21 protein-coding genes, 1 tRNA gene and 1 pseudogene are annotated in these 23974 nt (G+C 57.1%); 22 read left to right on the forward strand and 1 reads right to left on the reverse strand.

The window, feature by feature from the left end; translation table 11 throughout:
• Nucleotides 1–37 precede the first annotated feature (37 nt).
• Nucleotides 38–889 (reverse strand): fumarylacetoacetate hydrolase family protein, encoded by an 852-nt coding sequence (locus AAAK34_RS10515; RefSeq protein ID WP_231692996.1) that lies wholly within the window; start codon nt 887–889, stop codon nt 38–40.
• A 169-nt stretch (nt 890–1058) separates the two neighbouring features.
• Between AAAK34_RS10515 and AAAK34_RS10520 the strand changes: the two genes are divergently transcribed.
• The 22 genes and pseudogenes from AAAK34_RS10520 to nuoL all read left to right on the forward strand — a co-directional run bounded on the left by AAAK34_RS10520 (nt 1059) and on the right by nuoL (nt 23974).
• Entirely contained in the window at nt 1059–1622 is a 564-nt protein-coding gene (locus tag AAAK34_RS10520) for a VOC family protein (RefSeq protein ID WP_231693341.1), read from the forward strand.
• 18 nt (nt 1623–1640) lie between these two features.
• Nucleotides 1641–2369, forward strand: coding sequence for a GntR family transcriptional regulator (locus AAAK34_RS10525; RefSeq protein ID WP_231692997.1), 729 nt, complete (start codon nt 1641–1643; stop codon nt 2367–2369).
• 278 nt (nt 2370–2647) lie between these two features.
• Nucleotides 2648–4158 (forward strand): annotated as a pseudogene (locus tag AAAK34_RS10530) (Do family serine endopeptidase).
• A 340-nt stretch (nt 4159–4498) separates the two neighbouring features.
• Complete coding sequence (locus tag AAAK34_RS10535) at nt 4499–6955, forward strand: hypothetical protein (RefSeq protein WP_431777252.1); 2457 nt, start codon at nt 4499–4501, stop codon at nt 6953–6955.
• 115 nt (nt 6956–7070) lie between these two features.
• On the forward strand, nt 7071–7337 hold the full coding sequence (rpsO, locus tag AAAK34_RS10540; protein WP_231693000.1) for a 30S ribosomal protein S15: 267 nt from the start codon (nt 7071–7073) through the stop codon (nt 7335–7337).
• Nucleotides 7338–7598: 261 nt separating this feature from the next.
• Nucleotides 7599–9848 (forward strand): polyribonucleotide nucleotidyltransferase, encoded by a 2250-nt coding sequence (gene pnp / locus AAAK34_RS10545; protein WP_231693001.1) that lies wholly within the window; start codon nt 7599–7601, stop codon nt 9846–9848.
• A gap of 92 nt (nt 9849–9940) precedes the next feature.
• Nucleotides 9941–10954 (forward strand): NAD(P)H-quinone oxidoreductase, encoded by a 1014-nt coding sequence (locus tag AAAK34_RS10550; RefSeq protein WP_231693342.1) that lies wholly within the window; start codon nt 9941–9943, stop codon nt 10952–10954.
• A gap of 26 nt (nt 10955–10980) precedes the next feature.
• Nucleotides 10981–11727: a triose-phosphate isomerase gene (gene tpiA, locus AAAK34_RS10555; protein ID WP_231693002.1), complete on the forward strand. Its 747-nt coding sequence runs from the start codon at nt 10981–10983 to the stop codon at nt 11725–11727.
• A 34-nt stretch (nt 11728–11761) separates the two neighbouring features.
• Complete coding sequence (gene secG, locus AAAK34_RS10560) at nt 11762–12202, forward strand: preprotein translocase subunit SecG (RefSeq protein WP_231693003.1); 441 nt, start codon at nt 11762–11764, stop codon at nt 12200–12202.
• A gap of 133 nt (nt 12203–12335) precedes the next feature.
• Nucleotides 12336–12420, forward strand: a tRNA-Leu gene (locus AAAK34_RS10565).
• Between the two features lie 49 nt (nt 12421–12469).
• Nucleotides 12470–12829, forward strand: coding sequence for an NADH-quinone oxidoreductase subunit A (locus tag AAAK34_RS10570; protein ID WP_231693004.1), 360 nt, complete (start codon nt 12470–12472; stop codon nt 12827–12829).
• Between the two features lie 46 nt (nt 12830–12875).
• Nucleotides 12876–13355, forward strand: coding sequence for a NuoB/complex I 20 kDa subunit family protein (locus AAAK34_RS10575; protein ID WP_231693005.1), 480 nt, complete (start codon nt 12876–12878; stop codon nt 13353–13355).
• Nucleotides 13356–13357: 2 nt separating this feature from the next.
• Nucleotides 13358–13966 (forward strand): NADH-quinone oxidoreductase subunit C, encoded by a 609-nt coding sequence (locus tag AAAK34_RS10580; protein WP_231693006.1) that lies wholly within the window; start codon nt 13358–13360, stop codon nt 13964–13966.
• A 32-nt stretch (nt 13967–13998) separates the two neighbouring features.
• Nucleotides 13999–15249 carry an NADH-quinone oxidoreductase subunit D gene (locus AAAK34_RS10585; RefSeq protein ID WP_231693007.1) on the forward strand — a complete coding sequence of 417 codons (1251 nt, stop codon included), beginning with the start codon at nt 13999–14001 and terminating at the stop codon, nt 15247–15249.
• A gap of 35 nt (nt 15250–15284) precedes the next feature.
• Entirely contained in the window at nt 15285–15785 is a 501-nt protein-coding gene (nuoE, locus tag AAAK34_RS10590) for an NADH-quinone oxidoreductase subunit NuoE (protein WP_231693008.1), read from the forward strand.
• Nucleotides 15782–17134 (forward strand): NADH-quinone oxidoreductase subunit NuoF, encoded by a 1353-nt coding sequence (gene nuoF, locus AAAK34_RS10595; protein WP_231693009.1) that lies wholly within the window; start codon nt 15782–15784, stop codon nt 17132–17134. The genes nuoE and nuoF overlap by 4 nt, the downstream gene beginning before the upstream one ends.
• Before the next feature lie 18 nt (nt 17135–17152).
• On the forward strand, nt 17153–19324 hold the full coding sequence (nuoG, locus tag AAAK34_RS10600; protein WP_231693010.1) for an NADH-quinone oxidoreductase subunit NuoG: 2172 nt from the start codon (nt 17153–17155) through the stop codon (nt 19322–19324).
• Nucleotides 19321–20397: an NADH-quinone oxidoreductase subunit NuoH gene (nuoH, locus tag AAAK34_RS10605; protein WP_231693011.1), complete on the forward strand. Its 1077-nt coding sequence runs from the start codon at nt 19321–19323 to the stop codon at nt 20395–20397. The genes nuoG and nuoH overlap by 4 nt, the downstream gene beginning before the upstream one ends.
• Before the next feature lie 17 nt (nt 20398–20414).
• A complete protein-coding gene (nuoI, locus tag AAAK34_RS10610) occupies nt 20415–20924 on the forward strand; it encodes an NADH-quinone oxidoreductase subunit NuoI (RefSeq protein WP_231693012.1) in 510 nt (169 codons plus the stop codon).
• Between the two features lie 35 nt (nt 20925–20959).
• The gene (locus tag AAAK34_RS10615) at nt 20960–21631 is read left to right on the forward strand and encodes an NADH-quinone oxidoreductase subunit J (protein WP_231693013.1); all 672 of its coding nucleotides are present in this window, start codon (nt 20960–20962) and stop codon (nt 21629–21631) included.
• Nucleotides 21628–21936, forward strand: coding sequence for an NADH-quinone oxidoreductase subunit NuoK (gene nuoK / locus AAAK34_RS10620; RefSeq protein WP_231693014.1), 309 nt, complete (start codon nt 21628–21630; stop codon nt 21934–21936). Before AAAK34_RS10615 ends, nuoK begins: the two co-directional genes overlap by 4 nt.
• Before the next feature lie 7 nt (nt 21937–21943).
• Nucleotides 21944–23974: an NADH-quinone oxidoreductase subunit L gene (gene nuoL, locus AAAK34_RS10625; protein ID WP_231693015.1), complete on the forward strand. Its 2031-nt coding sequence runs from the start codon at nt 21944–21946 to the stop codon at nt 23972–23974.

Genomic DNA, 23974 nt, shown 5'->3' on the forward strand with positions numbered 1-23974 from the left:
AGTTATGCGGAGCATCCCCCGCGTTGTGCTGGGGGAGTCAGGCTTCGTCTGCAATCGGGTTGCGGAGCACGCCTACGCGGTCAATTTCTATCTCGACCACGTCGCCAGGCTTCATCCATACGGCAGGCTTGCGACGCGCACCCACTCCACCGGGGGTGCCTGTCACGATCACGTCACCAGGTTGCAGCGGAGCGACTTGGGACACATAGGCGATCTGGCGTGCAATGCTGTGGATCATCATGTCCGTGGTTGCACGCTGCATTTCCTGACCGTTCAGCCGGGTAATCAGTGTCATGGTGGTGCCGAAAGGAATTTCGTCAGCGGTAACCATCCAGGGGCCAAAGCCGCCTGTTTTCCAGAAATTTTTTCCGGGTTCCCACTGAGAGGTGTGTCTTTGCCAGTCGCGAATGGTGCCGTCGTTGTAGCACGCGTAGCCGGCAATGTGCTCGGCGACGTCTTCCTCGCGAATACGCCGGCCACCTTTGCCGATGATCACCGCAATCTCGGCTTCGTAGTCCAGTTGAGTGGATTCGGGCGGACGAATGATGGGCTCACCGTGAGCAACCTGAGAGTCAGCGAAACGCAAGAAGAATGTGGGTTGCTCCGTGACTTCACGGTTGGTTTCCTGAACGTGCTCATGGTAGTTGAGTCCGCAGCACCAAATTTTCCCGGGATCTGGAATGACAGGTAGGAGCGTGACTTCGGAAAGCGCGAAGTCTGGTTCCTGCGTAGCCACAATCGCGCTCGCTTCGGCAATTGCTCCGCCTGCAAGCAGCGCTTTGAGGTCTGCGTAGCGGTCTCCAAATCTGGAGCCTAGATCAATGATGCCGTCGCCTTTCACGGCGCCGAAACCGGGACGATTCTCCCGTGTGAAGCTGACCAATTTCATGGGTGATTTCCTGTTGAAGTGGCGCAATCATATCTACAAATCACAAAAATATCCATAAAAGAGAAAAATATCGATATTAATTTCGAAGATGGATAGAATCGATGCATCGTCCCCAAGCCTCGTCACGCGCCATGTTGGAGCGGAGGTGGGACTTACGGAGTTGCTTGCCATGCGCCAAGGGTTTTCATTCAGTCATTTCGGAATGTTCGTGCACGACATCTCGGCGCTCGAGTCCTTCTACACGGGCCTGCTGGATTTCACCGTGACAGATCGAGGTCAGTTGCCCGGACCCCAGGGCCCACGAGATCTGGTATTTCTTAGTCGAAATCCAGATGAGCATCATCAGCTCGTACTCATTTCCGGCAGGCCGAAGGAGCTCGAATTCAATCCCATCAATCAGATTTCACTCAAGGCAGACAGTCTCGAGACGCTGTGTCTGATGTATCGGACGCTCAAGTCCAAAGGGCTGCAGAATGTGAGTCCCATCACGCATGGAAACGCTGTGTCCATCTATGTGCCAGACCCGGAGGGCAACCGACTGGAGTTGTACTTTGATCTTCCCTGGTATGTGTCTCAACCTATGGCCGTTCCAGTCGATCTGGAGGACGGTGCCACGTTGATGAAGAGACTGGAAGAGCATGCTCGTGAACTCCCCGGTTTCCGACCCAGGTCTCAGTGGCGCGAAGAAATGGCTAAGAAAATGGGCGTGGACTCGGTAAAGTCTAGTTTATGACTGGAAAGATCCGTTTCCTTGAGCCAGCTTTTGAACATGCCGCCATCATCTGAAAATTCACGCGTTGCAGCCCATGATGAGGTGCCCCGCAGTCTCACAAGTCTGGCTTTCGACCGCCTGCGTACCGACATTCTTGCCGGCGACCTTCGGCCCAGGGAGAAGCTGCGAGTGCAGCAATTGGCTATCCGTTACGAAGTGGGCGCCACCGCAATACGTGAGGCGCTTTCGCGTCTTGTGACTGAGAGTCTGGTCACTTCAGAAGACCAGCGGGGTTTTAACGTGGCAGATGTTTCGCCGCAGGAGCTTCTGGATCTGACGCGCACGAGAATCTGGGTGGAGCAGACAGCATTAAAGGCCTCCATAGAGCAGGGCGATCTGGAGTGGGAGACGACCGTATTGGCGAGTCTGCATCGCTTGTCTCGCATGGCGTCTTCTCGAACGAATGCGGCGGCGGCATTGGCCTGGCGCCAGGCTCATCGGCAATTCCATTTTTCCTTGATCCAGGGATGTGAATCGCCCTGGACCATGAAGCTTTGCTCAATGCTGTATGACCAAACGGAACGTTACCGGAACCTGTCTGCGAAAGTGCCAGATGCAGCGCAAAGAGATGTCATGAAGGAGCACCGTGAAATTGCAGATGCTGCATTGGCACGCGATTCAGTGGCAGCGTGCACATTGCTGGCGGGGCACTTCGAACACACCACCAAACTAATTCTGGCTGAAACAGACTCAGCCGGAAAGTCCTGAAGCAGCCATGGTTCCTGGGTGCGCATCCTCAAGGATGCCCGGCATAACTCCCTGCGGTCGATTGCAGCACGGCCTCGGGCGATCCGCTGCGTTGCTTTTCTTGCCAATAGCTGGGCTATTGGCTGCAAAAAGACGCCTTGCGCCTCATCCCGATCCGCACTACCACCGACTCGCGAGGGTTATGCAGGGCATCCTTAAGTCTCGCCTAAGCATTCTTCTCCATATTCGGTGTGTCCGTTCTTCAACGGGACGTTTGAATCAATGGAAAGGACTAAGGCATGAACACGATCGAACTGAAATCCAAAAAGTTGGTAGCAGCGTTGCTCGCGGCGGGTGTGCTGGGTGGAGTTGGGGCCACAGCAGTGGAGCGCATGAACTCGAAAGCCCAGGCGCAACAACACCCTGCGGTTGCTGCCGTCGCGGGTGCACCCTCTCCCGGAGGCTTGGCCACGCAGACGTTGCCCAGCTTTGCGGCCATTACAGCGAGCAACGGACCAGCGGTGGTCAATATCAGCACCGTCGGCGCGCAGCAGGTCTCAAATGACGATGGGGACCAAAGCGGAGGGGGCCAGAGAGGCAGCATGGATGAATGGTTGCGCCAGTTCGGCTTCCCCCAGGCTTCTTCGGTCAGTTGCCGGAGCAAGGAGGCGGTGCGCAACAGATGCCTACGCGCGGGCAGGGCTCTGGGTTCATCATCGGTGCGGACGGACTCATCATGACCAATGCCCACGTCGTGCGAGGCGCCAAGGAAGTCATGGTCAAGCTGACTGATCGCCGAGAGTTCAAGGCCAAGGTTCTCGGCGCGGATGCCAAGACAGATGTTGCCGTGCTGAAGATTGACGCGCATGGCCTACCCACTGTGCCACTCGGCACAAGCAAGAGTCTGCGTGTGGGAGATTGGGTGCTGGCAATCGGCGCGCCATTCGGATTCGAGAACAGTGTGACGGCTGGCGTGGTGAGTGCGAAAGGGCGTTCGTTGCCTGACGACAGTGCCGTGCCCTTCATCCAGACGGACGTTGCGGTAAATCCAGGCAACTCTGGCGGCCCCCTGTTCAACGCCGCAGGCGAAGTGGTGGGTATCAACTCGCAAATCTACAGCCGGTCAGGCGGATATCAAGGGCTTTCGTTCGCCATTCCGATTGAGTTGGCGGCACGAGTCAAGGATCAAATCGTGGCGACCGGCAAGGTCGAACATGCGCGCCTGGGCGTGGCGGTCCAAGAGGTGAATCAGGCCTTCGCCGATTCGTTCAAGCTACCCAAGCCGGAAGGTGCGCTGATTGCCCGCGTGGAAAAAGACAGCGCCGCGGATAGAGCCGGACTGAAGGCCGGCGATGTCATTCTGCGGGCCAATGATCATCCCATCGTCGCTTCTGGCGATCTGCCTTCCCAGATAGGCATGGCCCAACCGGGAGACACGCTGACACTGGATATATGGCGTGCCGGAAAATCTGAGCGGTTGACGGCCCTTTTGAGCGGTAGTGAAGACAAGACCAAGCAGGTTGCCGAAATCAGTACGTCCGAGAAAGGCCGGTTGGGCTTGTCGCTGCGCCCGTTGGCGCCCCAGGAGCAGCACGATCGGCGCGCGCAAGGTGGGTTGCTGATCGAGCAGGCGAGCGGCCCGGCCGCCGTGGCCGGCGTGCAGCCGGGAGACGTGCTGGTCTCGATCAATGGCCAATCGGTCAACAGTCCAGAGCAGGCGCGCGAACTCGTCGCCAGAGCAGATAAGTCGGTTGCGCTCCTCATTCAGAGGGGAGGAGAGCAGATCTTCGTGCCGGTCCGAATCGGCTGACGATAGTCAGCGGCCCTCAAGAGTAGGCCCGGAGCTCGAAGCCAGCAAGCGCTCGGTACGTTAAGGATGCCCTGCATAACTCCCTGCGGTCTGTGGCAGCACTGACTCGGGCGATCCGCTGCGTTGCTTTTCTTGCCAATAGCTGGGCTATTGGCTGCAAAAAGACGCCTTGCGCCTCATCCCGATCCGCACTACCACCGACTCGCGAGGGTTATGCAGGGCATCCTTAAGCCTGGATCCCGATCCAGGCTGAGTCCGACCGCTTGCTGGCGGTTCGTGGGGCTCTCCTGGGTTCGATGGAACTGTTTTCCAGAAGGCGTCACTCATCATGGGCAAAACCATGAGTTCCATTCCGCCCCATTTCATCGGCTCATCGCCGAGCCTTTCGTTCCGATATACCTCGTCCTTGGCCTACAGCATGGAAGAACCGGTAGCAGCGGACGAGTGTGACCCTGTCGTCGAGGGCGGGCTGGGTATTTCTCATCCTTCCTTGGTGCCGGCATCCCAGCCATTAATGGTGCCCGAGGTATTGCACTCAAACATCGAAGAGGCCTTTCGGGTAGTGCAGAACGCGACGGAAAGGGCTAAGGCGTTCAAGGACTGGTTTCATGGTTTCGCAAATATTCTCTGCCTTCTGGGTAGCAGGGCGCGCGGCAACCCGGAAGATTTTCAGCGTTTCTCATTACGCTATCAGAAGCTGCTAAAGGCTGAAATGATCCGAGGTCAACTCCAGGCCACCTATGCACGTGAGGACTCGGACAGATTGGGGCGCAGCAGCTCGCCGCTTGTGCGTGAGGGTTACGGGCGTGCTGTGCGAACTGGCCTCTGGATGGCGGCTGCGGGCGTGCGCGCCGAGCAGCTTCGCACTCTGCTCAAGGAAGCGGGCGCACTACTAGAGAACTTCGAGATCTTTCCAGTCAGCCGACCATTTGAATTCAACGGAATCAGGCCCGACCATATTTGCAGCGTCGAGGAAGCAGCTCTACGCGTAGCCGAGATGGCTTACATCGCGCCTCTGCGTGTGCAATTGATTCACAAATCAAACACACACTTAGATCAGATTCAAGCCCAGCTCGGCCGCCGTGGACTCCGTGCGCCTCCCAGCGAATGCGCTGACATCTGCGCGGAAAGCATGATGCGGAAAATAGACGCTGGCGACATCCAGGGGGCGCTCAAGCTCCTGAACAAGGCGTTCGATGGAGAGCCCGCAGAGGCTGTCAAGGCGGGGCTCGCAAAAATCGAGCTATCGCCCAACACCTTGATCGTGCCCAAAGGGACCGATCCCCTGACAGACAGCACGCCTCAGCAGCTAGGTCAGCTCAAGGAGACCTATCAAAGGTGCATTAACCACGACGCGGACAGTGTGCCGTTCTTTACGGAGAGTCTGCCGTTCTATCTGGAGCAGAACATTCAGGTCATGCGGAACCTGATTGGCGACATCATGGATTTCTGCCAACCGAGTATGCCGTCTACGATCTGCGGCGATCTGACGGAAGCGCTGGTCAGCGTTGCGGAACTCGTGGCGCAAGCGCGTTATAGATCGGTTACTTCCGACAATCTCCAGGGCCGGTCCCAAGACATGGAGCGGCTATACCAGTCCATGCAATCCATTCACCATGTCATCCGCTTCCAGAATGACTGGGCACGACGCGCACCTCTGCTTGATGAAGCCATCGCCTCGTTGGTCTTTGGGTGTGCACAAGAGCCAGCTTTCGGATTGACCCCCGATGAAGCAGGCGCTCTGCGTACTCACTTGAAAGTGGAGCGCGCTCCCCACGCCATGGCTCTGCTGGAGCAGGTGCGGGCTTCACTGCCCGAGCAAATCTCCATCGCCTGTCTTGCCAACGGATACTACGAGACACCGACGCTTTTCCGGGAGCCCCTGCAGTGCGATGTGGTCACGCACCCGCAGTTGCCAGAGCAAGACCTGATCATCATGGAACCCCACCCGAACAACGCGGCTAAACCGAGTGTTTGGGCGCATGATCCGGTGGCACTGATCAATCACATATTTGCATGCAGGCCTGATCATTCGCGCACTCTAGTAATTGATGCCACGCTGAATCACCTGAGTGAAAGGCAAATCACCCTGGCGATGCTGGCAGCCAAGCCGCACATTGAGTCCGGCAGGCTGAATCTTGTCCTGATGCAAAGCACCACCAAATTTATGCAGAACGGAATGGATCTCGCCAGCATGGGTGTGGCCCTGAACTTCAGCCACAGCGCCTACTGGAGCGAATACCGTGCCACCATGAAGCGCCATCGCATGTACGTTCCAGAAGACGACGAGGGCTACATTGCATGTTTGCTTTCCGACGGGAATAGGCTTTCGTCCATTGCTTACCTGGATCGAATTCGTGGCAACACGGCAACGCTGCGAGCCCTGCTGAATGCAAAAATACCACCTGGTCACCAGGAGCACAATGCCTACGAAGTCTGCCTCAACTCCGACGAGCAAACCGTCTACATCGCCTTGAAGCCCACTGATGTCTACTTGGCGCAAAAATTAGGCAAAGCCTCTGGGAATGAGATCTCCCCGGGAGAGCGAGACAGAGTAAATATCGACCTGTATCAGCATCGGTTCCGGCCTGCCTTCCGAGACCTTTCTGCCGTAGACCGCTCAAGTTTCGGATTCAATATCACCAACTTTGGCGAATGCGGCGCAACTGTTCGGGTAACGCTCGGCATTGAAGAGCCCGAGTTGCTGCATGAGTATTCGAGGCGGATCATCGATCTTGGCGCATCGCTTTATGCAGAGGCGTTCGGGTTGCCAGACCCAAATGCGGTGCTCGCCTAGGGGCCCTGTCGGCCTCGCGTTATAATTTCGGGGTTTTGCATCCAGCAAAGCGCACGTGGCGCGCAGTTCCGGCGTGCTACGCAAGTCAAACCATTTGGAACAAAGGTATTCAAAAATGATCTCCAAGGACAATAAGGCCGCCGTGGTCAAGGACAATGCACGTGCTGCCAATGACACTGGTAGCCCAGAAGTGCAAGTGGGTCTGCTCACGGCTCGCATTAACGAGCTGACTCCACACTTCAAGCAACATGCCAAGGATCACCACGGTCGCCGTGGTCTGCTGCGCATGGTGAGCCGTCGCCGCAAACTGCTGGACTACCTGAAGTCCAAAGATGCTGACCGCTATCTGGCGCTGATCGCCAAGCTCGGCCTGCGCAAATAAGCAGTCCTGCATGAAAAAACGCCTGAGGCCTGGGGCGTGTCATCCATGAAAGCCTTTTTAGGCTCAGATGACGCGCCACTTGGGTTCAGGCGTTTTTATTTTTTTATTGGAGTTCGGCTTTAGATCGAAGCTGTGTCATTCCATCAACTGCCTTGAAGAATGAAGGCGCCTGCTGGAATGGCATCGTTTTCTGAATCTGGCTCCAAGTTCGGTGGCTCAGTTGTGAGCCGCCTTCAACTCGGGAACAACACAGGAGCAACTATGAGCATGTTCAACAAAATTACCAAGTCTTTCCAATGGGGCGACAAGACCGTCGTCATGGAAACCGGCGAGATTGCTCGCCAAGCCACGGGCGCCGTCCTGGTCGATATCGAGGGCACCGTAGTACTCGCCACAGTGGTTGCCAGCAAAACCGCTAAACCAGGCCAGGATTTCTTTCCTCTCACGGTCGATTACATCGAGAAAACCTATGCTGCCGGAAAAATTCCTGGCAGCTTCTTCAAGCGCGAGGCAAAGCCCAGCGAACTGGAAACCCTCACCAGCCGCCTGATTGATCGTCCGATTCGCCCCCTGTTCCCTGAAGGTTTCTTCAACGAAGTGCACGTGGTCATCCACACCGTGTCGTTGAACCCTGAGGTGGATGCCGACATTGCCGCCATGATCGCCGTCAGTGCTGCGTTGTCCGTTAGCGGCATCCCGTTCAATGGCCCGATCGGCGCTGCGCGCGTAGGCTATGTGAATGGTCAGTACGTGCTCAACCCTGGCAAAACGGCTCGCGCCGACAGCCAGATGGATCTGGTGGTTGCTGGCACCGAAAGCGCCGTGCTTATGGTTGAGTCCGAAGCGTTGCAACTGCCTGAAGATGTAATGCTGGGTGCGGTCGTGTTCGGCCACGAGCAAGGCAGGATTGCTATCAACGCCATTCACGAGTTGGTGCGTGAAGCTGGCAAGCCTCTGTGGACCGAAACCGGCGCCTGGGCCCCTGAAGCCAAGGACGAGCCTTTCATCGAGAAGGTCGGAGCGCTGGCCGAAGGCAAGCTGCGCGACGCCTATCAGATCCGCAGCAAGCAGGCTCGTACTCAAGCCGTGCGCGAAGCCTATGCATCGGTCAAGGCAGCCTTGAAAGACGAGGGCGTCGAGTTTGATTCGGTCGAGCTCGACAATCTGCTGTTCGAGCAGGAAGCAAAAATTGTTCGCGGCCAGATCCTGGCAGGCGAACCTCGCATTGACGGGCGCGACACGCGCACGGTGCGGCCCATTGAAATCCGCAACAGCGTGCTTCCGCGTACTCACGGCTCGGCGCTTTTTACGCGCGGTGAAACCCAGGCACTGGTTGTTACCACGCTCGGAACCGAGCGCGATGCACAACGCATCGATGCTCTGGCTGGCGAGTTCGAAGATCGCTTCCTGTTTCACTACAACATGCCTCCTTTCGCCACCGGCGAGGTGGGCCGCATGGGCTCCACCAAGCGCCGCGAAGTTGGCCATGGCCGCCTGGCAAAGCGCGCGCTTGCAGCCTGCCTGCCAGCCAAGGACGAGTTTCCCTACACGATTCGCGTAGTGAGCGAGATCACTGAGTCAAACGGCTCTTCCTCCATGGCCTCGGTCTGCGGGGGTTGCCTGTCCATGATGGACGCTGGTGTGCCCATGAAGGCGCATGTGGCCGGCATTGCGATGGGCCTCATCAAAGAAGGCGCCAAATTTGCCGTGCTGACGGACATCCTCGGCGACGAAGATCACCTGGGTGACATGGATTTCAAGGTGGCAGGTACCACCAATGGCATCACCGCGCTCCAGATGGACATCAAGATCCAGGGCATCACCAAAGAGATCATGCAGGTCGCACTGGCACAGGCCAAAGAAGCACGCATGCACATCCTGGGCAAGATGCAGGAAGCCATGGGCGAGGCCAAGACCGAGATCTCCAGCTACGCGCCGAAGCTGTTCACCATGAAGATCAACCCCGAGAAGATCCGCGACGTGATCGGCAAGGGTGGAGCCACTATCCGTGCGCTGACCGATGAAACCGGCTGCCAGATCAACATCGAAGAAGACGGCACCATTACCATCGCCAGCAACGACTCCGCCAAGGCTGACGAAGCGAAGCGTCGCATTGAGGAGATCACCGCAGAAGCCGAGATCGGCAAGGTCTACGAAGGTCCGGTGGTCAAGCTGCTCGATTTCGGTGCTTTGGTTAATATTCTTCCCGGCAAAGACGGACTGCTGCACATCAGCCAGATCGCGCACGAGCGCGTGGAGAAGGTCGCCGACTACCTCCAGGAAGGTCAGGTCGTGCGCGTGAAGGTTCTGGAGACCGACGAAAAAGGCCGCATCAAGCTGTCGATGAAGGCCCTACTTGACCGTCCTTTGCGCGAAGAGCGCTCGGAGCGTTCGGAGCGTTCGGAGCGCCCACCACGCGCCGAACGCGGTGACCGTGATAGCCGTCAAGGCTCCGACTATCGCGGCGCTGAGGCAGATCAGCAGCAACAGCAACAGCAGCAACAGCAGTAATCGAAATCTGTTGTGCCGGGAATCACCCCGGCACACACTTTCGTATCTGTATCCGCATCTGTATCCGCATCCGCTTGAAGGTCGATTCGCTTATGAAATGCATTGAAATCCGAGAATATGGGGCTCCCGAAGTGCTTGTGCCTGCCGTGCGCGCTGCGCTCGTTGCGGGTCAGGGTGAAGTGCTTATTCGCGTGACCGCATCGGGAGTCAACCGGCCGGACGTGCTTCAGCGCATGGGGCACTACCCTGTGCCGCCTGGCGCATCTGACCTGCCGGGCCTTGAAGTAGCGGGGGTCATCCAGTCCGGGGACGCACAAGCCATGAAGGAAGCAGGGTTGGCTGTCGGCGATCGGGTTTGCGCCCTGGTAGCCGGTGGCGGCTATGCCGAGCAGTGCGTTGCGCCAGTGGCGCAATGCCTGCCAATTCCGCATGGTCTGACCGACATCGAGGCTGCTTCACTGCCCGAAACCTTCTTCACCGTTTGGAGTAACGTGTTTGACCGGGGTCGCCTTCAAGCCGGCGAAACCATCTTGATCCAAGGCGGGACGAGCGGCATCGGCGTCACGGCCATTCAAATGGCCAAGGCCGCGGGCGCGGTGGTTATCGCAACTGCCGGTTCCGACGAGAAGTGTGCAGCCATGCTTCAACTGGGTGCTGACCACGCGATCAACTACAAAGCTGTCGATTTTTCCGAGGAAGCCAAGAGGTTGACCGGTGGAAAGGGCGTAGACGTCATCCTTGACATGGTGGCGGGTGAATACGTCCGCCGCGAGGTCGATTGCATGGCCGAAGATGGTCGCCTGGTGATCATCGCTGTCCAAGGTGGTGTCAAGGCTGAATTCAACGCGGGCGCGGTGCTGCGCAAACGTTTGGTCATCACGGGCTCGACCTTGCGTCCTCGCCCTGTGGCCTTCAAAGGTGCCATTGCCGCGGCTCTCAAGAAAAATGTCTGGCCATGGCTGGAGAATGGGCGAATCAAGCCTGTGATTCACAGTGTATTTTCAGCATTGGAGGCTGAAGGCGCTATGCCTAGCGGTGCAGCGCGCGCGCATGCGCTGATGCAGAGTAACCAGCACATCGGCAAGATCGTGCTGACCTGGAACTGACAAGAGAAGAGGAAAAGGAAACCGGCATGAGCAAGAAACTGATCGTCGGCAACTGGAAGATGAACGGCAGCCTGGCTGCAAACGCCGCGCTGGTGGGCGATTTGCTGGGCGGTATCGGCCAACCTGAGTGCGACGTTGCAGTGTGTCCGCCTGCCATCTATCTGGCGCAACTGCGCGGCCTGCTCGACGGCTCCCCGATCGAGCTTGGTGTGCAGAACGTGTCCATGCATGACCACGGAGCCTACACAGGAGATGTGTCGGCTGAAATGTTGAAGGACTACGGCGTTCGCTATGCGATCGTAGGACACAGCGAACGACGTCAGCACCAGGCTGAAAGCGATGTGCACGTGGCACTCAAAGCCAAGCGCGCACTTGCCGCAGGCATTACCCCCATTGTCTGTGTCGGCGAGACGTTGCGCGAGCATGAGGCGGGAATGACCGAATTCATCGTCAAGCGTCAGCTCTCGGCAGTCATTCACCTGAATGGGCATTGCGTCAGCGAAATCGTGGTTGCCTACGAGCCGGTATGGGCTATTGGCACCGGCCAGACAGCAACGCCTGAGCAAGCGCAGAGTGTGCATGCTGTTCTGCGCGCGCAAATCCGGGCGGCTACCGAGCACGCTGAGCGCGTTCGCATTCTCTATGGCGGCAGCATGAATGCATCGAATGCTGCAGAACTCTTGTCACAGCCTGACATCGACGGCGGCCTCATCGGTGGCGCGTCACTCAAGGCGGCTGACTTTTTGAAAATCATCATGGCGGCCAAGGCCTAGTTGGTGCCTGCCGCTGAAAATTTGGAGTAACTGAATGAACATCCTCTTGAACCTGTTGCTTGCAGCACAGATTCTTTCGGCTCTGGCCATGGTTGGCTTGATTCTGGTACAGCACGGTAAGGGCGCCGACATGGGCGCAGCATTCGGCAGTGGCTCTTCGGGCAGTTTGTTCGGAGCTTCCGGTAGCGCCAACTTCCTGTCGCGTTCAACCGCTGCACTTGCAACGGTGTTCTTTGCGTGCACCTTGGCGTTGGCGTATTTTGGTACGGGTCCTCGCTCCGCACCGGCCCCTACTGGTAGCGTTCTGGAGCGTGCGGCGGTTGCTCCGGGTGCTTCCCAGGCGGAGCCTTCGGGTGCAGCGGCCATTCCATCAGGCAGTGCCTCGCCCATCCCGGCGGCTGGCGCTGAGGTGCCCGTGCCTGCGGTGCCTCCGGCGGCGGCAGCTTCTGGCGCTGCGCAGATCCCTTCGAAGTAAGATTCGTGCAAGTTGAATAAAAAACATTGCTCGCACCCTGAAAGTAGTCAATTTTCAGGGTAAACTCCTAGATTCAGTAGGCGAACATTGAAACCCTCCTAAGAAGGGCATCGCTGAAATAGAATTAGAATCAGCCGTCGTGGTGAAATTGGTAGACACGCTATCTTGAGGGGGTAGTGGCGAAAGCTGTGCGAGTTCGAGTCTCGCCGACGGCACCATATAAAGCACCGAAGGCCAGGCGCCTTCGGTCATGAGAGAGTGAATCCCATGAGCCTGGCCCAATACCTTCCTGTATTAATATTTATTCTGGTTGGCTTGGCTGTCGGGGCTTTATGTCTCGGAATGGGTGCCTTCTTGGGTCCCAATCGGCCTGACGCGGCCAAAAACTCCCCGTACGAGTGTGGTTTCGAGGCATTTGAAGATGCGCGCATGAAATTCGATGTGCGCTACTACCTCGTTGCCATTCTCTTTATTTTGTTCGACCTGGAAATTGCTTTCCTTTTTCCTTGGGCTGTTGCGCTTAAGGATGTCGGGCTCGCTGGCTTTGTGGCTGTAGTGATCTTCCTTGCGATTCTGGTTGTCGGATTCGTCTACGAATGGAAGAAGGGCGCGCTGGACTGGGAATGAAGATGCAGGCGAAGAACGTAACCCTCAAACACTCAGGACCTCGCACATGATCGAAGGCATGATGGAGAAGGGCTTCGTCACCACCAGTTTCGACTCGGTGATGAATTGGGCCAAGACTGGTTCGCTATGGCCGGTTACATTCGGTCTGGCTTGCTGTGCTGTCGAAATGATGCATGCTGCCGCCGCGCGCTACGACATCGGTCGTTTTGGTGCGGAGGTGTTTCGGGCCAGTCCGCGTCAGTCGGATCTCATGATTGTTGCGGGTACGCTCTGCAACAAAATGGCTCCGGCTCTTCGTAAGGTCTACGACCAGATGGCGGAGCCTCGCTGGGTGATCTCCATGGGTTCCTGTGCCAACGGCGGTGGTTACTATCATTACAGTTATTCGGTAGTGCGTGGCTGCGACCGCATTGTTCCGGTAGATGTATATGTCCCAGGCTGTCCCCCTACTGCGGAGGCATTGCTGTACGGCATCATCCAATTGCAGCAAAAGGTGCGCCGCACCAATACCATTGCGCGGGTGTAGGTATGGCTGATTACGCAATTGCGCCAGAGGCGCTAAGAGATGTGGTCGCTGCCGTCTTGGGTGATCGTGCTCAAAATGTGACTGTTGCCCTGGGTGAGGTGACTGCGACGGTTCGGCCGGAGCATTATTTGGCTGCCATGAAGGCTCTTCAAAGCAGTGAAAAATGCCGCTTTGAGCAGCTTCTAGACCTCTGCGGAGTCGATTACTCCGCCTATGGCGATGGTCGCTGGGAGGGTTCGCGTTACGCCGTGGTGTCTCATCTGCTCTCGGTCAGCCTGAACCAGCGTGTGCGCGTGCGTGTATTTTGCTCAGACGATGAATTCCCAGTCGTTCCCTCAGTGAATGAATTGTGGAATTCGGCTAACTGGTTCGAACGCGAAGCCTTTGATCTTTTTGGCATCTTGTTCGAGGGCCACGCTGATCTGCGTCGCATTTTGACCGACTACGGTTTCATTGGTCACCCGTTCCGCAAAGATTTCCCGCTCTCCGGGCATGTCGAAATGCGCTACGACGCGGAGCGTCAGCGTGTGGTTTACGAGCCTGTGAGCATTGAACCGCGCGAGGTGACTCCGCGCGTCATTCGAGAAGAAAACTACGGGGGGCTGCACTAAAGGCGCCTCGGCGCCTTTGGCTTATTTGACTCATGGCTGAGATCAAGAACTACACCCTGAACTTTGGTCCGCAGCACCCTGCTGCTCACGGCGTGCTGAGGCTTGTGCTTGAGCTCGACGGCGAGGTTGTGCAGCGTGCTGACCCACACATCGGCTTGCTGCACCGGGCAACCGAGAAGCTTGCTGAACACAAGACTTTCATACAGTCTTTGCCCTACATGGACCGTCTAGATTACGTGTCCATGATGTGCAATGAGCATGCATACTGCCTGGCCATCGAGAAGTTGCTCGGTATTGAGGTGCCTATTCGCGCCCAATACATCCGCGTAATGTTCTCTGAAATTACGCGCCTGCTCAATCACCTCATGTGGCTGGGTTCGCACGGCAACGATTGCGGCTCTTCCACCATACTGATCTACACCTTCCGCGAGAGGGAAGATCTGTTCGACGTGTATGAAGCGGTTTCGGGTGCGCGCATGCATGCGGCCTACTTTCGTCCTGGCGGTGTCTACCGCGATCTGCCGGACACCATGCCGCAGTACCGCAGCAAGATCCGCGGAGTCAAGGCTGTGGAGCAACAAAACGCCGCTCGCCAGGGTTCGCTGCTCGATTTCATCGATGATTTCACCAAGCGTTTTCCCCGGCTTGTCGACGAGTATGAAACTCTGCTCACCGACAACCGCATCTGGAAGCAGCGCACAGTTGGCGTGGGCGTTGTGAGTGCAGAGCGTGCCCTCAATCTGGGCATGACTGGCCCCATGCTGCGTGGTTCCGGTATCGAGTGGGATTTGCGCAAAAAGCAGCCCTACGAGGTGTACGACCGTCTGGACTTTGATATTCCCGTTGGCAAGACTGGCGACAGTTACGACCGCTATCTCGTTCGCGTGAACGAGATGCGCGAATCGAATCGCATCATCAAGCAGTGTGTCGATTGGCTGCGGGCGAACCCGGGCCCGGTGATCACTGACAACCATAAGGTTGCGCCACCATCGCGTGTGGCCATGAAGACCAATATGGAAGAGTTGATCCACCACTTCAAGCTCTTCACCGAAGGCATGCACGTGCCCGAAGGCGAGGCGTATGCGGCCGTGGAGCACCCCAAAGGTGAGTTCGGTATTTACCTCGTGAGCGACGGAGCCAACAAGCCTTATAGGCTGAAAATTCGCGCACCTGGTTTTGCCCACTTGGCCGCGCTAGATGAAATGGCAAGGGGCCATATGCTGGCCGACGCAGTGGCCATCATTGGTACGCTAGATATCGTATTTGGAGAGATTGATCGATGATCTCTGATGTGTCTTCACAGGCGAGCGCTGTCCCCATGGCTGCATCGTTTTCCGCGGCCACGCTTGAGCGTTTTGCCCGCGAGGTTTCAAAATATCCGGCTGAGCAAAAGCAGTCGGCGGTGATGGCCTGCTTGTCCATCATCCAGCAAGAGCAGGGGTGGGTCAGTCCGGAGGCCGAGCGTGCTTTGGCCGCTTATCTGGGCATGGCACCTATCGCAGTGCACGAGGTAACCAGTTTCTACAACATGTACAACCAGCGCCCAGTCGGTCGCTACAAGTTGAATGTGTGTACCAACTTGCCTTGCCAATTGCGTGATGGCGCCAAAACCTTGGCGCACCTTGAGCAAAGGCTGGGCATCAGCGCCGGCGAAACCACGGCCGACGGCCTGTTCACGCTTCAGCAATGTGAGTGTCTCGGCGCCTGCGCCGATGCTCCCGTCATGCTGGTGAACGACCGCACCATGTGCAGCTTCATGACCGAAGACAAGGTCGACCAGCTGATTGACGGCCTAAAGAACGCGGAGGCCAGCCAATGAACGCTTCACAGGTTTTGTCGCAGTTTGCCTCCAGCGGCGTTGAAACATGCTTCCATGATCGTCATATCACCCCGCAGATTTATGCCGGGCTTAATGGCGCGAACTGGAGTCTCAAGGACTACGAAGCCCGCGGCGGCTATCAGGCGCTGCGCAAGATCCTCGGGCGCGATGGCGGCGAGGGTTTGACGCCGGATCAAGTGATTGCGGTGGTCAAAGAATCTTCCTTGCGTGGTCGTGGTGGTGCGGGGTTCCCGACCGGACTGAAGTGGAGCTTCATGCCGCGTCAGTTTCCCGGTCAAAAATACCTTGTCTGCAATTCCGACGAGGGAGAGCCGGGTACATGCAAGGACCGTGACATCCTCATGTACAACCCGCACATCGTGATCGAAGGCATGGCGATCGCTGCCTACGCCATGGGTACCAGTGTGGGCTACAACTACATTCACGGCGAGATCTTCCAGGTGTATGAGCGCTTCGAAGCAGCACTCGCTGAAGCACGAGCCGCGGGTTACCTGGGTAAGGGTATCCTGGGAAGCAGCTTTGATTTCCAGCTTCATGCCCATCATGGTTTTGGCGCCTACATTTGTGGCGAGGAAACCGGTCTGCTGGAGTCACTGGAAGGTAAAAAGGGCCAGCCACGCTTCAAGCCCCCGTTCCCAGCGAGCTTCGGCATGTACGGCAAGCCGACAACCATCAACAACACCGAGACATTCGCAGCTGTGCCCTGGATCATCCGCAACGGCGGTGCGGCCTACCTGGAGTGCGGAAAACCGAACAACGGTGGCACCAAGATTTATTCGGTGAGCGGTGATGTTGAGCGTCCTGGCAACTTTGAGGTTCCTATGGGAACCCCATTTTCGGTCCTGCTGGAACTGGCGGGCGGTGTACGCGCCGGACGAAAGCTAAAGGCCGTGATTCCAGGTGGTTCTTCATCGCCAGTGCTTCCTGCTTCGATCATGATGGACTGCACGATGGATTACGACTCCATCGCCAAAGCCGGTTCCATGCTCGGTTCTGGTGCCGTCATTGTCATGGACGATTCGCGTTGCATGGTGAAGTCGCTTCAGCGCCTTTCGTACTTTTATATGCACGAATCTTGCGGCCAATGCACCCCTTGCCGAGAAGGTACGGGCTGGCTTTGGCGCATGGTAGACCGCATCGAGAATGGCCAAGGTAGGCCGAGCGACATGGATCTGCTTGACTCAGTGGCGGGCAACATCATGGGTAGGACTATCTGCGCGCTCGGCGATGCAGCGGCCATGCCTGTGCGCGCCATGCTGAAGCATTTCCGTCCCGAATTTGAACACCACGTCGAGCACAAGACCTGCATGGTCCCGGCTTACGTTTGATCCGGCAGAAGAAGCGCCATGGTTGAAATCGATATCGACGGTAAGAAGGTGGAGGTTGCGGAGGGCAGCATGATCATGCATGCCGCCGACAAAGCCGGCACCTATATTCCGCACTTTTGCTATCACAAGAAGCTTTCCATTGCTGCCAACTGCCGCATGTGCTTGGTAGATGTAGAAAAAGCTCCGAAGCCGATGCCTGCATGTGCGACTCCGGTCACGCAAGGCATGATCGTGCGCACCAAGAGCGACAAGGCCATCTCCGCCCAAAAGTCGGTCATGGAGTTTCTGCTTATCAATCATCCGCTTGATTGCCCTATTTGCGATCAAGGTGGTGAATGCCAGCTGCAGGATCTGGCGGTGGGCTACGGCGGATCCGACTCACGCTACGAGGAAGAAAAGCGCGTCGTGTTCCACAAGGACGTGGGCCCACTGATTTCCATGGAAGAAATGACGCGCTGCATCCATTGCACGCGATGCGTTCGCTTCGGCCAGGAAATCGCGGGTGTCATGGAGTTGGGCATGTCGAATCGCGGTGAGCACGCCGAGATTGAGACTTTTGTGGGTCACTCCGTTGATTCCGAGCTGTCGGGCAACATGATCGACATCTGCCCTGTTGGCGCCCTGACTAGCAAGCCCTTCCGCTACAGCGCCCGTACTTGGGAGTTGTCGCGTCGAAAATCCGTCAGTCCGCACGATTCAACCGGTGCCAACCTGATCGTTCAGGTCAAGAACAACCGTGTCATGAGAGTTGTGCCGCTCGAGAACGATGCGGTCAATGAGTGCTGGATCGCCGACCGAGACCGTTTCTCTTACGAAGCGCTGAATGGCTCCGAACGCCTGACGTCCCCGATGCTGAAGCAGGGCGGCGAATGGAAGGAAGTCGACTGGCAGACCGCGCTTGAATATGTCGCCAACGGCCTGAGCCAGATCAAGACGCAGCACGGTGCTGGCAGCATCGGTGCTCTGGTTAGTCCGCACAGTACGCTTGAAGAACTGTACTTGGCTGGCGCCCTGGTGCGCGGAATCGGAAGCGAGAACATCGATTACCGCCTCCGTCACAACGAATTTCCTCAATCAGAAGGCGTTCGCTGGCTGGGTACATCGATCGCCTCGCTGTCCGAACTGCATTCCGTGCTGGTCGTCGGTTCCAACCTGCGCAAGGATCATCCGCTTTTTGCGCAGAGGATCCGTCAGGCAGTTCGTCATGGTGGCTCTGTTGCTGCCATTACCTCCAGCGCGCTGCTCACATCACCAGACGCATGGGCTATGCCGCTGCAGCACTGGATGCTCGGCGATGCGGCAGAGTGGGTGCAGGCACTTGCAGACGTCGCCGCTGCGGTTGCGGCTGAAAAAGGCGTTACTGCACCTGCTTTTGGCGAAGCCAACGGTGGTGCCCAGGCCATTGCCCGGATGCTTTTGTCTGGCGAGCGTAAGGCAGTTCTGCTTGGTAATGCTGCTGCTCATCATGCGAATGCGTCCAGCCTTCTGGCATTGGCCAACTGGATCGCGGAAAATACCGGTGCTTCTGTGGGTTATCTCACTGAAGCTGCAAATACCGTAGGCGCGCAATGGGCCAACGCGTTGCCAGGGCAGGGCGGGAAAAACGCGGGCCAGATGCTTGCGGGCGGGCTAAAGGCCGCAATACTATTCAATTGCGAGCCGGAGTTCGATACCGCCAACGGCGTTTCCGCCGTTCAAGGCATCAACACCAGCGAGATGGTGGTTACCCTCAGCCCGTTCAAGGCCAACATGGACATCAGCGACGTGCTGTTGCCCATTGCTCCCTTTACTGAAACGTCGGGCACCTTCGTCAACGCTGAAGGCCGCGCGCAAAGTTTCCACGCGGTGGTGCGCCCCCTCGGCGATACGCGTCCGGGCTGGAAGGTCTTGCGCGTGCTCGGCGATCTGCTCAGCGTTCCTCACATGGCATGGGATTCTTCCCAGGAAGTCCTGGAAAAATTCATGGGCGACGCAAGCGTTTCCGCCGTGCCATCCGAGCGTCTTAGCAACGCTACAGTTGCTCCAATCCGATTGGAAACTGACGGCGTTCCTATGCGTAGCGTCGGCATCTACGAGCTCGATGGCATTGTCCGCCGCGCGCCTTCGCTGCAATTGACGGCAGACGCCCGTGGTTCAACCGTTGCCTCAGCTGATGCTGTCGCTGCGGACAAGCAAGGAGCCTCGGCATGATCGATGCTATTTACAACGCGGGGCTGCACCTCATAGCAGCATCTTGGTGGGCCGAGATGGCTTGGCCAGTGATCTGGATTTTGATCAAGATTGTGGTTGTGCTTCTGCCTCTGATGGGTGCGGTCGCTTACCTGACCCTGTGGGAGCGCAAGCTTCTGGGGTGGATGCAGGTTCGCCACGGCCCCAACCGGGTCGGCCCGTTCGGCTTGCTGCAACCTATTGCGGATGCGGTCAAACTGCTCACCAAGGAAATTATTCAACCTACGGCTGCGGCCAAGGGCCTGTTCTTTCTTGGTCCGTTGATGGCCATCATGCCGGCTCTCGCTGCTTGGGCGGTGATCCCGTTTGGCCCGGAAGTCGCGCTTGCAAACGTCAACGCCGGTCTATTGCTGGTTATGGCGATCACCTCGATTGAGGTGTACGGTGTGATCATTGCCGGTTGGTCTTCCAACTCCAAATATGCGTTTCTGGGGGCCTTGCGTGCGTCAGCGCAGATGGTGAGCTACGAAATCGCAATGGGTTTCTGCTTCCTTGTGGTGCTCATGGTGTCTGGAAGCATGAATCTCACCGAAATTGTGCTTGCACAAGGCAAGGGCATGGCGGCAAGCAATGGCCTTGGTCTCTTGTCATGGAACTGGCTACCGCTTCTTCCCATCTTCTTCGTCTACCTGATTTCAGGCGTTGCCGAAGTGAACCGCCATCCTTTCGACGTAGTCGAAGGGGAGGCTGAGATCGTGGCCGGCCACATGGTCGAATACTCGGGCATGGGCTTTGCGGTGTTCTTCCTGGCTGAATATGCCAGCATGTGGCTTGTGTCTATTCTGGCCGTGATCATGTTCCTCGGTGGCTGGCTCTCGCCCTTTGCAGCGCTGGACTTCATTCCGGGCTGGATCTGGCTGGCAGTCAAGACCTTCGCTGTGGTGTCCATGTTCATCTGGATTCGCGCTACCTTCCCGCGTTTCCGCTATGACCAGATCATGCGTCTGGGCTGGAAGATTTTCATTCCGGTCACTCTCGTGTGGCTGCTTCTCGTCGGGGCGTGGATGCATTCGCCCTGGAATATTTGGCATTAAGGACGGGGGATCAAAACATGGCTTCCGTAACCGCTTCTCCTTTTTCTATTCGTGATTTCCTCAAGAGCTTCATGCTCTCGGAGTTGTTCAAGGGCATGGCCCTGACGGGCCGGTACGCCTTTAGCCGCAAGGTGACAGTGCAGTACCCTGAGGAAAAAACGCCTTTGTCCCCTCGATTCCGGGGGTTGCACGCATTGCGCCGTTACGACAACGGTGAAGAGCGCTGTATCGCCTGCAAACTCTGCGAGGCCGTCTGTCCGGCGGTGGCTATCACGATCGAGTCCGACGTTCGTGATGATGGTTCACGCCGCACCACTCGTTACGACATCGACCTAACCAAGTGCATTTTCTGTGGTTTCTGCGAGGAAAGCTGCCCGGTCGATTCGATCGTCGAGACGCATATCTTCGAATACCACGGTGAAAAGAGGGGAGACCTTTATTTCACCAAGGAGATGCTTCTGGCCGTCGGAGATCGGTACGAGCCCGAAATCGCCGCTGCCAAGGCAGCTGATGCCAAGTACCGGTGACCCAGCCAGGCTCGCCTCACCGATAGATACCATCCATGGACGTCCAGACCGGCTTCTTCTACGTGTTCTCGCTTGTGCTGCTGTTTGCAGCCTTCCGAGTGGTTACCGCACGCAACCCTGTGCATGCGGTGTTGTTCCTGATGCTTGCTTTTTCGCAGGCTTCGGGTATTTGGCTGCTTCTAAAGGCCGAGTTCCTTGCCATTGTGCTGGTGCTCGTGTACCTGGGGGCGGTAATGGTCCTGTTCTTGTTCGTTGTGATGATGCTCGACATCAATATCGACAGTCTGAGGCAGGGCTTCTGGAAACATTTCCCCGTGGCTTTGGCGGTGGGCGCTTTGATTTCCCTCGAAATGGCGGTGGTGTTGATCGGTGGATTCCGTTCGAGCGAAGCACCAGTCATACCTGATACCGTGATGAATGCGGCAGGGCAGGTGGTGCAATATTCCAACACCAAAGCCCTGGGTACGCTCCTGTACACCAAGTATCTTTACCCGCTGGAAATCGCCGCTGTCATTCTGCTGGTAGCCATGATCGCAGCCATCGGGCTGACGCTGCGTCGGCGCAAGGACAGCAAGGCGATCAATCCTGCCCTTCAAATCAGGGTGCGTGCTCGTGATCGGGTTCGTATGGTCTCCATTGAACCCACTCGGGAAGCACCGGCTGCGCCAGTGGGCGAAGACCCTGCCTCGGAGGAGCCCAAGAAATGACATTGACACTCGCGCATTTTTTGACTTTGGGCGCTATTTTGTTCGCCCTGTCCGTGGTCGGGATCTTCCTGAACCGCAAGAACTTGATCGTTTTGCTCATGGCTATCGAGCTCATGCTCCTGGCTGTCAACATGAACTTCGTGGCGTTCTCTCATTATCTGGGTGATATGCACGGGCAAGTGTTCGTGTTTTTCATCATGACGGTGGCGGCCGCTGAGTCGGCCATTGGCCTGGCGATCCTGGTGCTGCTGTTCCGTAATAAGTCCAGCATTAACGTGGACGAACTCAACTCGCTCAAGGGTTAACAAGAAGATGAGTCAGACCCTTTCCGCTTCCATGCTGCTCGCGGTGCCATTGGCGCCGCTGGCAGGTTCTGCGCTGGCGGGCATTCTCGGCACAGCCTTTGGTGGCAACCATATCGGACGGGCAGCCTCCCATTCCGCCACTATTCTTGGGGTGCTGGTTGCTTTCATCATTTCTGCCATGACGCTTCAGAGCGTTATGGTCGACGGTGCACACTTCAACCAGACCCTCTACGAATGGATGGTCGTCGGCGACCTCAAGATGGAGGTCGGATTTCTGGTCGACAGCCTGACCGCCATGATGATGTGTGTCGTGACCTTTGTGTCCCTCATGGTGCACATCTACACCATCGGCTACATGGACGAAGACGACGGCTACAACCGCTTCTTCTCCTACATTTCGCTGTTCACTTTCTCCATGCTGATGCTCGTCATGAGCAACAACTTCCTGCAGCTGTTCTTCGGCTGGGAGGCAGTTGGTCTGGTGTCCTATTTGCTGATCGGCTTCTGGTACAACCGGCCCACGGCGATTTTTGCCAACCTGAAAGCATTCCTGGTTAACCGCGTCGGCGATTTCGGCTTCATTCTTGGTATTGGTTTGATTGCCGCGTACGGTGGCACCTTGAACTACTCTGAGACGTTTGGCAAGGCGGCAGAGCTTGGAAGCATGGGTTTCCCCGGTACAGACTGGCAGCTGATTACCGTGATCTGCATCTGCCTGTTCATCGGAGCCATGGGTAAATCCGCGCAGTTCCCGCTTCATGTGTGGCTGCCCGACTCCATGGAGGGCCCTACGCCCATTTCCGCGCTGATCCACGCTGCGACCATGGTGACCGCAGGTATCTTCATGGTGGCGCGTATGTCGCCTCTGTTTGAGCTTTCCGATACCGCGCTTAACTTCATTCTCGTCATCGGGGCGATCACGGCACTCTTCATGGGGTTCCTGGGCATCATCCAGAATGACATCAAGCGCGTAATCGCCTATTCGACACTCTCCCAGTTGGGCTACATGACCGTGGCGCTTGGTGCTTCCGCGTACTCGGTAGCGGTATTCCACCTGATGACGCACGCGTTCTTCAAGGCGCTGCTGTTCCTAGGTGCCGGTTCGGTCATTCTGGGTCTGCATCACAATCAGGACATCCGCTGGATGGGCGCAGTGCGCAAGTACATGCCCATCACGTGGATCACCTTCCTGCTGGGCTCCCTTGCCCTGATCGGTACGCCGTTCTTCTCGGGTTTTTACTCTAAGGACGCGATCATTGAAGCAGTGCACGCCAGCCAGTTGCCGGCAGCGGGTTTCGCTTACTTTGCCGTGCTGGCCGGTGTGTTCGTGACTGCGTTCTACTCGTTCCGTCTCTACTTCCTGGTCTTTCATGGCAAAGAACGTTACGACCAGAACCCGGACGCGCACCACGATGATCATCACGCCCACGATGAACATGGGCACCACCACGACGAAAAGCCGCATGAGACCCCCTGGGTGGTCTGGTTGCCGCTTGTACTGTTGGCCATTCCGTCAGTCGTGATCGGTGCCATGGCGCTCATGCCTATGCTGTTCGGCACTTTCTTTGACGGTGTGATCCACGTCGACCACGCCAAGCATGGCGCCATGACCGAGTTGCGCGAGGCCATTCACGGCTGGGTGCCTATGGCGTTGCACGGCTTCATGACGGCGCCGTTCTGGCTTGCCCTGGCTGGCGTGGCCCTCTCGTACTACATGTACATGGTCAACCCAGCTTTGCCCGCGAGCATCAAGCGTGCATTCCAGCCGGTCTATACACTGCTTGAAAACAAGTACTACCTGGACTGGATCAACGAGAACGTCATAGCACGCGGTGCTCGTGCGCTTGGCACCGGTCTTTGGAAGGGTGGCGATCGCGCGCTGATCGACGGTGCAATCGTCAACGGCTCCTGGAAGCTCGTTGGCTGGATCTCCGGTGTCGTTCGCCGGCTTCAGTCGGGCTATCTTTACCAGTACGCATTGGTCATGATCCTGGGTATCTTCGTGCTCATGACGTATTTCGTCTGGCTCAACAAATAA

Source organism: Ottowia caeni (assembly GCF_050821495.1).
Lineage (GTDB): Bacteria > Pseudomonadota > Gammaproteobacteria > Burkholderiales > Burkholderiaceae_C > Ottowia > Ottowia caeni.